The organism is Streptosporangium sp. NBC_01639 (genome assembly GCF_045209755.1).
Taxonomy (GTDB): domain Bacteria; phylum Actinomycetota; class Actinomycetes; order Streptosporangiales; family Streptosporangiaceae; genus Streptosporangium.
The window spans coordinates 3,909,321-3,923,181 of the sequence record NZ_CP109272.1 but is presented as its reverse complement, the minus strand read 5'-3'; the positions used below and the strand labels follow the sequence as shown (position 1 = coordinate 3,923,181).

Annotated in this window: 8 protein-coding genes; 2 read left to right on the top strand and 6 right to left on the bottom strand. The window is 67.6% G+C overall.

Features of this window, described 5'->3' with window-relative positions; genetic code table 11:
- Positions 1 to 15: 15 nt before the first annotated feature.
- The 3 genes from OHA77_RS17640 to OHA77_RS17630 all read right to left on the bottom strand — a co-directional run bounded on the left by OHA77_RS17640 (position 16) and on the right by OHA77_RS17630 (position 2,132).
- On the bottom strand, positions 16 to 903 hold the full coding sequence (locus OHA77_RS17640) for a hypothetical protein (RefSeq protein ID WP_406319124.1): 888 nt from the start codon (positions 901 to 903) through the stop codon (positions 16 to 18).
- A gap of 324 nt (positions 904 to 1,227) precedes the next feature.
- Positions 1,228 to 1,608 carry a hypothetical protein gene (locus tag OHA77_RS17635; RefSeq protein WP_406319123.1) on the bottom strand — a complete coding sequence of 127 codons (381 nt, stop codon included), beginning with the start codon at positions 1,606 to 1,608 and terminating at the stop codon, positions 1,228 to 1,230.
- Positions 1,599 to 2,132, bottom strand: coding sequence for an SMI1/KNR4 family protein (locus tag OHA77_RS17630; RefSeq protein ID WP_406319122.1), 534 nt, complete (start codon positions 2,130 to 2,132; stop codon positions 1,599 to 1,601). The genes OHA77_RS17635 and OHA77_RS17630 overlap by 10 nt, the downstream gene beginning before the upstream one ends.
- Before the next feature lie 800 nt (positions 2,133 to 2,932).
- On the opposite strand from OHA77_RS17630, the gene OHA77_RS17625 reads away from it, so the two are divergent.
- A complete protein-coding gene (locus OHA77_RS17625; RefSeq protein ID WP_406319121.1) occupies positions 2,933 to 3,325 on the top strand; it encodes a hypothetical protein in 393 nt (130 codons plus the stop codon).
- A gap of 267 nt (positions 3,326 to 3,592) precedes the next feature.
- Here the strand turns inward: OHA77_RS17625 and OHA77_RS17620 are convergent, their stop codons facing one another.
- The gene (locus OHA77_RS17620) at positions 3,593 to 4,642 is read right to left on the bottom strand and encodes an aldo/keto reductase (RefSeq protein WP_326819563.1); all 1,050 of its coding nucleotides are present in this window, start codon (positions 4,640 to 4,642) and stop codon (positions 3,593 to 3,595) included.
- Positions 4,643 to 4,737: 95 nt separating this feature from the next.
- Here OHA77_RS17620 and OHA77_RS17615 point away from each other — a divergent pair, with 95 nt between their 5' ends.
- On the top strand, positions 4,738 to 5,175 hold the full coding sequence (locus tag OHA77_RS17615) for a MerR family transcriptional regulator (protein ID WP_326819564.1): 438 nt from the start codon (positions 4,738 to 4,740) through the stop codon (positions 5,173 to 5,175).
- Positions 5,176 to 5,557: 382 nt separating this feature from the next.
- On the opposite strand, the gene OHA77_RS17610 is transcribed toward OHA77_RS17615, so the two are convergent.
- Together OHA77_RS17610 and OHA77_RS17605 are read right to left on the bottom strand one after the other, a co-directional pair.
- Positions 5,558 to 6,520: an alpha/beta fold hydrolase gene (locus OHA77_RS17610; protein WP_406319120.1), complete on the bottom strand. Its 963-nt coding sequence runs from the start codon at positions 6,518 to 6,520 to the stop codon at positions 5,558 to 5,560.
- 1,205 nt (positions 6,521 to 7,725) lie between these two features.
- A complete protein-coding gene (locus tag OHA77_RS17605) occupies positions 7,726 to 13,839 on the bottom strand; it encodes an RHS repeat-associated core domain-containing protein (protein WP_406319838.1) in 6,114 nt (2,037 codons plus the stop codon).
- Positions 13,840 to 13,861: the final 22 nt, after the last annotated feature.

Here is a 13,861-nt window from a genome sequence, read left to right as displayed (position 1 = left end):
GCGAGCACCGGATGGTCATCCCCGGGGAAGGCTACGACGGCGTAGCAGGAGTCCGGTGGCGGCGGCGAAGGTCAGCAGGAAGCCGGTCGATATGAGCATTCGTCCGTCGGGGCCGGACTCGCCGCCGCCTCCGGTCGCGGCTCCCCCTGATGGGGTCTTGAGCACCTTGCTGTTCCCGTCCGTTGAGGCCTTGGTCACGGTTGCCGTGATGGTATGGGTCGGCTGCGGGTCCGAAGTCACCGGTACGGAGCCGGTTGACTGATCGTCCGTGGTCGCCGTGACGGTAGGGGTCGGCTGCGGACTCGGCATTACCGGGGCAGGATCGGTTGGCCGGCCGTCTGCGGAGGAGACGGTGAGGGGGTAGGTCGTCAGGGCGTCGGCGTTCTGCACCTCGCACTCGATCGACTTTTCATCGGTTCTGGTCCCGAAGTTGATGGCGGCCGGCTTCACCGTCGCGGTGCCCGCGTTGGAAGGTGTGGTCTTCAGGGGGACCGTGTCCCTTGGCAGGGGAATGGTCTGACCCGCGCTGAAGGGAGCGGGCTCGCCCACTCCGTTGGCGGAGGTCAGCCCGGGGAGCCTGCTGATGGACGCGTAGGCGTACAGCTTGATGCCACTGGCCAGTCCCGTGGCAGGCGCCCGCAGCGCGGTGCCGTCGACGTAGGTTCCGTGCCAGCCGATGGTCATCTGCTGGCCCGTCACGGCGCTGTCCGGCATCGTCAGCTCGACCTTGACCTTGATGTCTTGTTTCTCGGCCATACCGGTCACGGTGCACTGGTACTCGACGATGTCGGTGACGGCGACCGCGTCCTGTCGCAGCTCGGAGACGGCGGCATGGGCTGGTTGACAGAGCAGTGCCAAGCTGCCGGCCAGGGCGGCGACCGAGAGAATCGAGCGGATGCGCAAGGGGACTCCTGTTGCGACAGATGGGGCACAGGAGAGACGGACTATGAGGGCATCCGGTTGACACCACTGCGCCCTTTTCGTCCCGCTGACGTCAACTGAAGCTCTCGGAATTCATGGAGGCCCGGGACGCACCACTCCAATGTGGGGTGGAGCCCAGGAGTTCGAACTCCTGACATCCTGCTTGAAAAGCCGCATGCCGATCTTGCTAAACCTGCGAAGACACAGCTCACGGCACTGATCGCGTGGTGAGCGCGTCTCCGCCGTGTTCGCCGACGAGTACGATCAGCGGCAGTAGGAATGCTCCACCCAGCAGGTTGAGGATCATCACCGCCGCGATGACCTCCTGCAGCCCTCGTCGGCACCACAGCCAGGCGGCGGCCTCACCAGCTTTCCGGCGCAGGCTGCGCCTAGTCGGCCGCTGCTCCTCGCCATCCGCGTGAGTGGAGGCGGCGGTCGGCCCTCTGAGCGGTGCGGCACCTTCTTCAGGACGTAGAAGATTGCGGCGGCTAGGAAGGTGACGGCGTCGACGACGAAGGGCGCCGCCCGTCCCAGGCCGTACAGCAGGCCGCCGAGCGGAGGGCCGATCAGCCCGGCGGCGTGAGTGCGGGCCTTCTCCTGCGCGTAGGTGGTGTGCAGCTGGCCGAAGGGGACGATCCCGCAGATCGCTCTGATTTCAAAGGCCAAGTAAGGCCCACTCAGCGACACATCGCTTCGATGAGATCCGAAAAATGCGGGAACTCCGCTCGTGCGGCAGCCACGATCTGGGTGGGGGAACGGCGGCCGCCGGGTGCATGTCGCTCGGCGATGGTACGGAAGGCCTCGTTCGGCTGTGCCGTGGAGTCGGGGTCCGTGAAAGCCTCGGCGGGCCCCAGGCCGGCGGCGAACAGCCAGAGGAGGTCGCCGAGATTGCGGGCGATCACACCGCGCTCGCCCTCGGAACCGATGTAGACGACGGGCTGGTCAGTGATCGCCGCATCGGGCCGTACCAGCCAGAAGCCGGTGTAGTCACCCGCCCCGGTCGTACCGAAGAAGCGGAACTCGCTGCCGTCGACCTCTTGGTTGCCAGTCCACAGGCGAAACCACCGCGCCGTCCGGTCGGGCTCCTCGAACTGGTTGTATGGCTCGAAGTCACAGCCGCGGGCCTCGTCGGTCTCCTCGTCCCACTCCCACTCGAAGCCGACTTCGGCCACCTCTGCCAGGGCAGGGGGCAATGCGAGATCTTCAGACATGTTCGCCACCCCGAAAGATTAGATGGTCACCGGAAGCTGCTGGAAACGTGGTGATGCATGCAAGCTCGGACGCGTTTACCCGCAAGTAGCGGGAGACGCCAGAAGGGGCCCGCCGGTCGTCTGACCGGCAGGCCCCTTCTTTTTCACCTTGTTCGGCGCCGAGCCGTCCGCCACCGCTTCCCGGTCCGGTAGTTGATCCCGACGATCCGGCACGTTTCCGTACTACTGAAGCCTTGATCCATAAGCTGGAAGTATTCCTCCCGCTCACGGGTCAGCTTCCGTCGCCCCTGAGAGGAACGGATCTCGCGGATCTCGAACTCCATCGCACTCCCTGAGCCGGGGTGTTGCGATGACCGCTGGAAGGGAGGGCGGAACACGGTGAGGGGGCTCTTCTCGTATGTCCGGCTGTTCATGGTCGTCAACGGCGATCTACGGGTGGCTGTGCCGAATACGTGCCCAGGTTTAGCGGCTGTTTCCGCAAGTAGGGCTTATCAAAGGGACGCTGGTCCCCACGGACGTGACCGCAAACGGCAGGTCTGATCAGTGTTCGCCGGTGGTTCGACTGCGTCGTGATGATGAGCTGCGGTTGCTCGCGGTTTCCGGCGGGCAGGGATCGTTGGGAACGAAGGCCCGGGTCGTTGATCGCCCCCGACCACCCGCAAAGCTCAGCCGTCATCAGGCGATCGTGAGAAACCGGCCTGGAAGCTCGTACAACCCCCTGACCGGCCCCTGAACGGTGTGCTCGTGCAGATGCAACCGGCTGATGCGTAGACCTCGCCAGAGCCGGTACCGTCACCGGTATGGGGCTGCTGTTGGTATTGCGTCCTCCGCAGCCTGGTCCGAAGAGCTTGCGTCGGGCTACTCGGGCGCAGCGGCGTGAGCGTCACCGTGCCGACGCCGAGGAGTGGCGGACGGCGCAGCAGCGGGGCTGGCTGCTGGACGTGGCGGTGGAGGAGCTGTTGCCGCTGGTGAACAGCGCCGGGGGCGGCAGGCTACCGATTCTCGGGCAACTCAACCCGTGGTCGGACACGGTTCTCGATCACCGCGACCTACCCCGGCTTGAGGCTGATGTCGATCGTTTGGAGGCGGTTGCCGGCGATGATGTACAGCGCGAGTTGGTGGCGGCCCTTCGGAGGCTGTTGATGAGCTGGCGTGCAGAGCCCGATCTGCTGTTGCACTGCTACGGGGATTGACCACGTGTCGGCACGCCCCGTCGTCGCCACGGCCGGTCATTGCGTGTACGACCCCCGGCGCGATGGCGCCCTACCACCGTGCACCGTCGCACCCGCCCACCCGGGCGGGTGCGACAGGGGCCTCATTCGCCGAAGCGGGCCAGATGGCCCCGCGCCCTGGGCCTGGTGCCGAATACGTGCCGAAACTCCTACCGGGAAACACGTTGCTGCCGGGCCGGTGATCGGAGGCCTCAAGGCGGAGGTGGGCACCGAGTGCCAGGAGTCGGTCTAGGCCGCAGAGCGGTCCGCGAGCGGGCGGCGGCGTCGGGCGGCGTCGGTCAGCACCGGCGGGCGCCAGGCGCCGTCCGGGTGATAGGCGTTGGTCCCGGGCGGCACGATTTCGTCGATCCGGTCCAGGGTCGCGTCATCGAGGGTGAGTGAGGCGCCCTTCAGCAGCGCCTCCAGCTGGTTCATCGTCCGCGGCCCTACGATCACCGAGGTGACGCCGGGATGCGCCACGGTGAAGGCCACGGCCAGCTCGGGCAGCGAGCAGCCGATCCCGTCCGCGACCTCGACAAGCTGTTCGACGATGTCCAGCTTGGCGGCGTTCACCGGGAGCGAGGGATCGAAGCGCGCCGGCGTCAGTGCCGCGCGGCCGGTGGTGAGATCGATGGGCTGCCCCTTGCGGTACCTGCCGGTCAGAAAGCCCGAGGCCAGTGGGCTCCAGGTCAGCACACCCATGCCCAACCGCTGGCAGACCGGCAGCACGGAGGTCTCGATGCCCCGGGCCAGCAGCGAATACGGCGGCTGCTCGGTCCTGAAGCGCAGCAGGCCGCGGCGCTCGGCGACGTGATTCGCCTCGACGATCTCCTCGGCTGGGAATGTGGAGCAGCCGAAGGCGCGGATCTTCCCCTGGTGCACGAGGTCGCTCAGCGTGGAGAGCGTCTCCTCGATGTCGGTTGTGTGGTCGGGGCGATGAATCTGGTAGAGGTCGATCCAGTCGGTCTGCAGGCGCTTGAGGCTCTCCTCGACCTCCTTGATGATCCAGCGTCGGGAGTTGCCACTGCGGTTCGGGCCCTCGCCCATCCGGAAGTGCACCTTGGTGGCGAGCACGATGTCGTCACGGCGACCGCGCAGCGCCTTTCCCACGATCTCCTCCGACTCGCCCGCCGAGTACATGTCCGCGGTGTCGACGAAGTTGATCCCCTGATCGAAGGCAGTGTGGATGATGCGGACACACTCGTCATGGTCGGGGTTGCCTGCGGCGCCGAACATCATGGCTCCGAGGCAGTGGGCGCTTACTTCGATGCCGGTACCGCCGAGGATGCGGTAGTGCATGGTCGTGCTCCCTTAGCGGTCGTGGATAGGGGTGATCATGCGGCGTACTCTAGGTTCTAGAGTCGGCTCTAGGGCAACCCCCTAATCTGGAGGGCATGCCTGAAGTCGAACAGGATCTGAGCATCGGACAGGTCGCCGAACGCACCGGTTTGAGCGTGCACACGCTGCGCTTCTATGAGCGTGAAGGCATCCTGGCCAATCCCGTAAGCCGTGGACCCGGCGGACGTCGCTGCTACAGCGAGGACGACGTGGAGTGGCTGCGGCTCTGCATCCTCCTCCGCGCCTCCGGGATGCCTCTCCCCGCGATCCGCCAGTACACCGACCTCGTCAGGCGGGGTTCCGGCACCGAGGAAGAGCGGCTGGCGCTGCTGCGCCGGCACCAGGAGCACGTGAACGCCCAGATCGACCGGCTGACCCAATGCCTGGACCTGATCGCCTTCAAGGTCAGGGTGTACGAAGACCACCTCGAACACGGTCCCGTCGAGCACATGTGCAGCGTGTCGTCATTGCCGGAGCACGCGAAACGGGCTTAGCGCGATGCGGCGAGTGCACGGCAGGCGTCCCGTGTGCGGGTCCGGTCTGGAGGACGGCGCAGGTCTTGCGGGCGGCCAGACCGGTATTTCCGACCTGGAACGCTTTCAACGCTGCGGGGAAGTAGGGGAAGTAAGCGCCGCGGGGAAGCACTCGCTCAGTAGAGAGCGCAGCCGGTTGGCCGGCTGCCGGCGGCTCCAGGTCACGTCATGCCGGGTGCGGGCCGGCATGGTGATCGCCCGGACCGGCTCGGAGCCGGTCGCCGATGTCCTGCTCAGTCCGCTTCGGCGGGTCGCCCCCGGCGCCGGCGCGTTCTGGGAGAGCTCCGACCAGAAGCCGACGTGCGTACGGCCTCTGGTCGGATACCTCGAATCGGTGTCAGCGCTACCGAACGCAGCCGGCGAGCTCGGGCTGCGACGGCGGGGTGTTCTGGGTGCCGAAGAAGAGGTTTGCGCAAGCGCTCAGGAAGGTCGGGTTCTCCTCGGGGACGTAGTGACCGGAGTCGGGCACGACGGCCGCGCGGACGTCGTCGGCGACCTGGTGGAACGAGTCGGCGACGCCGGTTCCGAACGAGTACTGCCCGCCTATCGCCAGCACCGGCATGGCCAGCCGCCTCGCCGCGTTGGCCTTGTTGTTCTCCGCGTCCCCGGCGAACGCCCGGTAGTACCCGTAGCCCGCGGTGCGCCTGGCCGGATCCGAATAGGCCCTGAAATAGGGCTCGCGCTCTATCGCGTCCGGACGATGGGCGAGGTCGTACATCATGCCGAGGTAGGTGCTGACGTCGTCGTTGTCCATGATCCGCTCGGGGATCGGCGCCGGGGACATGTTGAACCGGAAGTGCCAGCTCAATCCGTAGAGCTCCTCAAGGCCGAAGCCGGACAGCGGCGCCTCGATCACGGCGAGGCGGGTCACCTCGTTGGGGAAGTCGCGTGCGTAGGGGTAGGCGATCAGGGTGCCGAGGTCATGGCCGATGAGCTGCACCTGGCGGAAGCCCAGCTGGTTCACGGCCTGGCGGATCCGCCGTGCGGTGGTGACCTTGTCGAAGCCGCCGGTCGGTACGGTGGAGTCTCCCAGCCCCGGCAGGTCGAACGCGATCACGGTGTGGTTGCGGGCGAGCGCAGGCATGACGTCACGCCACATCAACCACGTCTCCGGCCAGCCGTGCAGGAGCACGATGGCTGGGCCCGATCCGCCGATGACGTAGTGGAGATTGCTGCCTTCGACAGCGGTCTTCCCATGCCTGAACCCAGGGGCGAAGAGTGCCTTGCCCTCGGAGGGCTCCTTAGGCGTCACACCCGCGCCGGCGCCGGCAGTCATGGTGAACAGGGCCACCAGGGCGACAGCCACGCTGATGGCGGCTCGCCCCAGTCTCCTGACGTGCGGCGTTGTTCTCGGTGCTGGTACGGCGACGCGCGCGGTTGTTTCCTCTAGCGGCATACCCAGTTCCCTTCCTGGAGCAGAGAGCCACAGGACGATCCAGCTTTTGGCGGTATGGGCCCATTCTAGAAATGCACCAATTGCCGATCGGCGTACGCGGCCAGTACCAAAGCTGTTGGCGGCGGTAGCAGAGGCGGCCGATGGCTGGGACGTCAGGTGGTCGAGTGCATCCTGCACGACCGGAGATCTGGCCGTCTTCTTCGATCGTGCTCTTTTCCCAGCGTGCGAACTCGCTACAGCGTCTCACCAGTGAGACGGGGCACTCGTCGGAGCCTGACAGTACCGGGGGCGTCGATGCTGTTTTAGTCCTCTTCGTTCGCTCCGAATTTGCAAATCATTGCTTTCTCCGCCTCGACCCCCTTCTCATTCTCCTCGGGCTGATATTTGATTTCCCGATCGATTTCCCTCCGAATGGCGTCCGAAGATTTCGGGGCCTTTTGAAAGGCTGCACCAGCCTGCCGATTCGACGAACGCCGAGAAGCGCCGTACGTGGAGCCCGTTGTTCTCGTCCCTCTTTGGCCGCCCGTCTCGCTGCTCCAGCGTCCCGGACGAGTCCGCCAGGCCGAGAGCGCCCGCGGTGGCGCTTCGCGATCGGCTTCGTCGGCCCTTGACGCGGCGGCCCGGTCCGGGGGATCGGCGGCTACGAGGAGGGCGGGGATGGAACCAGGGGACGGATGTGTGCCACGCCCGTGGCGCCGAGCTGGACTGATTCGGATAAGCCGAATTAAATCGCTATTAATGCCGAAATGCCGTATCGATCTTGCGTGTAGCGGGAAAGATGCTTAAAGATGAGCGACTATGTGCCGTTTGTCGATGTCGATGTCGATGTCGATGTCGATGTCCTGGCCGTGGGAGTCGTCACCGGATGGCGAAAGGTTCGAGAACGGTGCCGGGCAGGGCCTGCACCGTACCTCCTCAAGGAGGCTCAAGGACGCTCCCGGCGGTGACCTCATTCACCGTCTCACCCCCGATCGACCGCCCTGCCGACCGAGCCGACAGCGGAGCCTGACACACCACCGTGCGCCAGTGACCGAGCCGACAGCGGGCCCTGACACACCATCGTGCGCCAGGACCCGCTACCTTCTGCTCGGTCACTCACCGATCTTCGGATCAGGTCAGAACAGTCCGCCGAGACCGCCGAAGAAGTCGTCCAGCCCGCTCTGGTCGAAGAAACGGACCGCCCGGGTCGCGGTCTCGGCGATGGCGCCCGGCCTCGTCAGCTCCGCCTCCTGCTCCATCGGCTTGTAGTCCTGTCTGATGCCCCGCCCCGAACCCGAGGGTCGCAACATGTTCGGTGGCGGCGCTCCGTCCGGGTACATCTTCCCGTTGCGGAACACCGAGACGGACTGGGTCGGTTGCGACACACCGTTGTTGCCGTACACCTGCCCGTCCCTCACGGCGGGCGAGCGGGTCACCTTGGGTGGCGACTGCCGTTGGGTCGCTCTGTGACTGGTCGGCCGGCTGGCGGGACGTGGGCGGGAGGCCCTGGTCGGGAGCTTGGTCACGCGCCCGCCGGTCACCTTCTTCACGTGCGCCCTGGTCCGCCTGGCGGCCTTCCTGGCCTCGCGCGCGGCCTTCGCGGCCCTGCGCTTGCGCGCCGCCTCGGCGGCCTTCTTGCGCATCTCCTCCGCCTTCTTCTTGGCCTCCTCCGCCTTCTTCCTCTTGGCGAGCTCCTTCGCCTTCCTCTTGGCCGCATCCGCGGCCTTCTTCCTGGCGGCCGCGAGGGCCCTTCTCTTGGCCGCCTCCGCGGCTTTCTTCTTGGCCAGGGCGATGGCCCGCTGCCTGGCCAGGCGGATCGCGGCTCGCCTGGCTGCCTGCTGGGCGAGCTTCTTGGCCAGTTGCCGCGCCGCGATCCGGGCCGCGATCCCGATGACGATCCAGAAGAGCTGCCCGTCGGGGTCGCTCATGGTGACGGGGCTGTTGTTGGCGTAGGCGTAGGCGTTGAGCTGCTGCGGATCGTCCTCGTCGATGACGGGGTCGACGGACAGGAACCGCCCGTTCCTGGGGTCGTACTCGCGGGCCCCGAGCTGGACGAGCCCGATCGTCTGATCCTTGACGCCTCCGACGAATCCGCGCTGGCCCGGCCACCACGGCGGTGGGGAGCCGCGATCCTCGCCGAACGGTGTCGTCCTCCGTACGGCCAGCTCTCCCGTACCGGCGTTGACGGCGGCCTGAGCCGTGCCCTGGTGGTCGGAGGCCAGGAAGTAGACCTTGTTGTCGGGCGTGCGCACCGCCACCGGCTCGCCGTTGACGGTGTAGTAGCGGGTGCACTCGACGACGTCCTTGGCGGTGTCGAGCCGCAGCTCCATGTCGTCGATGTAGAGGGTCGAGTCCGTCGGCGTCTTGCGGAGCAGCCGGCCGCCGTCGGCGTCGTACACGAACGAGGTGGTCTTGCCCGCCTCGGTCACCGACTCGAGGTTGCCCTCGATGTCCCAGACCAGGGTCTGGTCGGCGGTTCCGACCTTGCGACTGGTGGTGTTCCCCGCTTCGTCATAGGTGAACGTGTCCGTCCCCACCGACTGGAGGGCGTGCGGCCGCTTCTCGCCGGGCTTGGGGTAGATGGAGGTGCGGACGGACTCCGGGCGCCCGCTGAACGCGTGCTGGGTCTCCTTGATCCGGTTTCCGGTGACGTCGTAGGTGTAGCTGGTCGCGTACGGCGCCACACCGCCGATCTTGTCCGACTGCGGGGAACCGCTCGCGCAGTCGTCGGTGGCCGTCCACGCCGAGGTCAGGCGGCGCAGATTGTCGTAGGCGAAGCACTGGGTGTCCCTCGACTGGCCGCCCGCCATATCGGTGATCTTGGTGATGTTGCCGATGGCGTCGTAGGTGTAGTTGAGATCCAGGTCGGTCGCCGGGGCGGTCTCACGGTCCAGCCGCGTCCGGGTCAGCCGCTGGGAGCTCTCGTCGTGGGTGTAGGTGAGCCAGCTCTTCTTGCCGCCCGTGCTCAGCTCGTACTGCAGGGTCTCACCGAGCTTGGAGTAGCGGGCGGCCGTGACGTACGACGACAGGCCGGTGACCTTGGTCGGCTGGCTCAGTTCGTCGTAGGAGTAGACGACCGACTCCTCGGCCAGCCCTCCCACGGCCGGGAAGCTGACGGACTGGACCTGGTCGTCGAGGGTGTAGCGGGAGTTGAGCACATACGATCCGGCCAGCTTGCCTTCCCGCGCCGGGACGGTGACGGTCTGCCGCAGGGCGCGGTAGTCGGCGTCGATCGCGTTGATCTCAGCCTTGTACGCCTGGCCGCCGAGGTAGCGGATGCTGGCGTTCAGGTGCCCCCTGGCCAGCGCGTCGTACTTCCACTCCGCGAGCAGCGGGCCGTCCTTGGAGCCCTCGCGGGTCTCCAGCTTGCGGCCCAGTGCGTCGTAGACGTACGCGAGGGTCTTGCCGCGGGCGTCGGTGGAGGTGAGCACCTCGTCGGCGTCGTTGTAGGTGAACGTGGTGACGCCCTTGTCGGGGTCCTCGGTCTTGATCTCCCGGCCGCGCAGGTCGTAGGTGTGCCGCCACACGTTGCCGGCGGGGTCGGTCACGCTGGCCAGCCGGCCCGCGTGGTCGTAGGTGTACTTGGTCGAGTCGTACTCGCCGGTCGGCGTGGCGCCCTTGTACTGCCGCAGCTCGATGAGCCGGTCCTCGGCGTCGCCGATGCGGGTGGTGGCGGTGCCACCGGGGGGAGGCGTGATGTGCATCCGCTCGCCCTGCTGCGTGGCCGTGGCCCGCCACTTCTCCACGCCCTTGACCCGGAAGGTCTGGGCGTTCACCTCACCGACCCCGTCGTAGACGTAGCCGATCTGGCTGGGTACGTCCGTGTCCGCCACGCCGAGCAGGGTGGTGGACGGCTCGCCGGGGCTGAAGTAGCCGCTGTTGCTCTTGGCCGTCTCGCCGAGCGAGTTGTAGAAGGTGTCGGTGATCGTGCGCCCGTCGCGCAGCGCGGGGTCCTGCGTCTGGTCGTCGCGCGGCGCGGGCTCCTGGGTCTGCCGGCTGCGCAGCAGGCCGTCGTAGAGCTCGTAGCTGGTGGTGTAGCCGCCGTCGGCCCGCAGGGTCTTGGTGGTGACGACGTTGGGGCCGTCGGTCCGCGTCAGGTAGGAGTATTCGGTGTTGGGCGGCTGGCCTGCCGCCTTGCTCCGGTCGTTCTGCCAGACCTTGACGAGGCGGCCCAGCGCGTCGTGCTCCATGTCGGTGCGCCGGTTGTTGGCGTCGATCTCGGCCACCGGCTCACCCCAGGCCGGTTCGAGGAAGGTGCGTTCCTCGTGCCCGAGAGGGTTGGTCTCCTTGATCTCGGTCGCCGGGGCACCGGAGGCCGGCGCGTAGGTGGTGGTGACCGTGGTGCCGACCGCGTCGGTCTCGCTGGTCGTGCGCCCGTAGACGTCGTAGGTCAGGATGGAGTTGGTGACGGTCGAGCCGTCTCCGGACGCGACCTCCTGGATCGTGGTGACGTCGCCCTTGACCGGCCCCTGGCCGTACGGCTTGCTGTCGTACTGCACCCGCTCGTCGGAGATCACGTCGTCGGCGGCCAGCTTGGCCACCGCGGTGCCGCACCCGGCGGCGACCTTCTGGATCCTGCTGGTGTAGTCCAGCATCCAGGCCGTGCTGTTGCGGGCGTAGGTGTAGCGCGTGCACTGGTCGTCGTCGGCGGTCGCCAGGTCGTTCTGCTCGTTCACCTGGGTGAGCAGGCCGTGCTCGTCGTAGTCGCGGGTCTCTCCGGTCCGCCGCCACTTGCCGCCCTCCAGGGCCGTGCGGGTGACCATCGACTTGTCCTCGACGATGTACGCGGCCTTGGTGACGCCGCCCTGCGTCGACTCGGCGGTCTTCAGCGACCACGGTTCCTCTGCCGACGCGGTCAGGATCGCTCCGCCGTCGCCGTCGTAGAGGATCTCCTCCCGCTGGAAACCGGCCAGCTGGTCGAGGTCGTCCAGCTTGCCGCCTTCGGAGTCCACGACCTGCGCGCTGCGCTTGGAGCCGTCGGCCAGGCGGTCGCCGTTCATGCCGCGGAAGTATCTGAACTCGGTGAGTGTGCGCTTGCTGTCCTGCCCGTCGCCCTGGCGGATGCGCACCCTGCCGAACCCGCGCCAGTCGGCCCAGGTGCGATGCTCGGGCTTCACCAGGATGTTGTCGGCGTAATGCCAGGCGGCGCCGTCGAGGTACTCGTAGTCGGTGACCACCCACGGCGACCCGGCGACCCGGTCCACCTCGACGGTCTGCTTCACGACGTACTTGTGGAACCAGTCGGTGACCTCGCTCTCGTTCTCCGGCGCCCACCGCTGCGGGAAGCAGAGCCGGGCGTTGCGGTCGGCGGCCGGCACGTCTCCCGGCTTGCAGTCGGCGGGGGCGTAGTTGACCCGGAGCTCCCCGCCGGTCTCGTTGTTCACCGTCTGGACCCGCCACTTGACGAGCGGTGCGCGGCCCTCGTCCGTGTCCACCCGGTTGGGCAGCTGGACGCCGGTGAACGTGATCTTCGGCAGCGTGATCGTGCCGCCCACGAGCCCGCTCTGCTGGAGGGACGCCAGCCAGAGCGAGGGGCTGAGCCCGTCACCCGGCGCCGGGAACGACTGCGTCAGCGTCCAGGAGTCGACGGCGCAGTACGGCTTGGCCGAGCACTTGGCCGTGTCGGTGTTCACCACCTGGGTGGTGACCTTCGCCAGGCGCTTGCGGGTGAAGAACGTCGGCGCCAGCCGGTTGGTGCACTTCTCTCCCGACCCGCAGAGCTGGTCGAAGGGGACGTCGGGCCAGTAACTCGCCGTCTCCTTCTTGAGCTGGTCGGTGGCGCAGGTGACCGTCCCGCCGGGGATGCACCGTTCGGCGACGTCGAAGACGACCTGGGCCGCGGGCGACCTGGTGAACAGCTCATTCTGCAGGTAGCCGTAGTCGATCCGCTTGAGGTATCCGCCGCGCACGTACTCCGTGCCCAGCTCGGGCTTCATGTTCCGGCCGTAGAAGTTCTTCTCGACCTCGTACCAGTAGGTGGTGGCGTTGCCGTGCGTGTCGACGGCGAGGTCGAGGTTCCACCGGTACGCCTGCTGGCACCAGGCGTTGGCCGGGGTGCTGGAGTAGCAGGGCTCGCCGCTGTTGTTGCCGAACACCGGCGTCGTCCAGGTGGACTTCGTCTCCGGCTTGCCCGACACCCATCCGGGCAGGCGGTTGAGCCCGAAGGTGTACTGGGTGCCGTCGGCGGTGGTGACGCGCCAGTACTCGCCGTCGTTGTCGCCGTTGACGGCCCCCTTCAGGTATTCGACGCGGGTCCCGTCATCGTGCTTGGGCAGCCACTGCTTGGTCGTGGCGTCCTTGATCAGTTCGACGGACGACTCGCCGAGGGCCAGTGTCGCGTTCTCCTGGTCCCAGCACAGGTCGCCGGTCTTCTTGCCGTCGAGCATGCACGACTTGTAGCGGCGCTCGATGTAGCCGCCCGGGTTCAGCTCGAAACCCTCACCCACCCAGGACGACTGGTTGTTGGTGGAGGCGGTGCGGCCGTCCACGCTCTGCGAGGAGTAGGAGATCGACATGTCCGGCTCGTCGCCGCCCAGCGCCGGTGGCGCCCGCAGTTCGTAGCCCCAGCTGAAGTCGCCCGACTGGGCGCCGACGCTCCAGTCGGCCGATGGGGAGAGCGAGGTGGCCCCGTGATCGCCCGACGGACCCGAGGCCGCGGCCGTCACCGCGTACAGCGCGGGCATGTCGACGTCGGCGGTCAGGGTGCCCGCCTTCGTGTCGTTGTCGCCGGGCACCGGCACTGGCTGCGGACAGCCGGTCCCGGCCGCGGCGGCGGTCAGGGCGCACTCCGCCAACCGCACCATCCGCAGCCTGGCCCCGTAGTCGCCGCCGAAGGCGTAGCGGAATCCGGAGTAGTCGATCTCCAGGCGGGATTTCCCCTCCGCGGCCGTCAGCCCCTGCCCCGGCGTCACCCGCATCGCGAGACCGAGCAGACCCGTCTGCGCGGTGTCGAGCAGTTCGACGCGGACCCGCTCGGGAGCGGACGCCTTGGCCGCCGCCTTCGGGGCGGCGAGCCGTACGGGGAAGTCGGTCGTCAGGGACCGCGCCTGCGTGTCACCGGTCGCGTCCAGCTCGACCGCCTGCGGTTTCGGCCAGACGGTGCCCGGCGGTGCCTTCCACGCCTGTTTCTCCGCCGGATCGGCCAGCTTGGGTAGCACGGGGACCGGCTTCCCGAGGACCGGGGTCGCCTTCTGGACGGCCGGGGCGGCACGCGGCGCGGCACTCGCGGGCGTCGCGTGCACCAACGGCATCACCACGACGACGGCCAGCGTG

Coding starts and splice junctions, on each gene's coding strand:
- OHA77_RS17630 (WP_406319122.1), bottom strand. CDS start 2,132: ATGTCTGAAGATCTCGCATTGCCCCCTGCCCTGGCAGAGGTGGCCGAA.
- OHA77_RS17625 (WP_406319121.1), top strand. CDS start 2,933: ATGGGGCTGCTGTTGGTATTGCGTCCTCCGCAGCCTGGTCCGAAGAGC.
- OHA77_RS17620 (WP_326819563.1), bottom strand. CDS start 4,642: ATGCACTACCGCATCCTCGGCGGTACCGGCATCGAAGTAAGCGCCCAC.
- OHA77_RS17615 (WP_326819564.1), top strand. CDS start 4,738: ATGCCTGAAGTCGAACAGGATCTGAGCATCGGACAGGTCGCCGAACGC.
- OHA77_RS17605 (WP_406319838.1), bottom strand. CDS start 13,839: ATGCCGTTGGTGCACGCGACGCCCGCGAGTGCCGCGCCGCGTGCCGCC.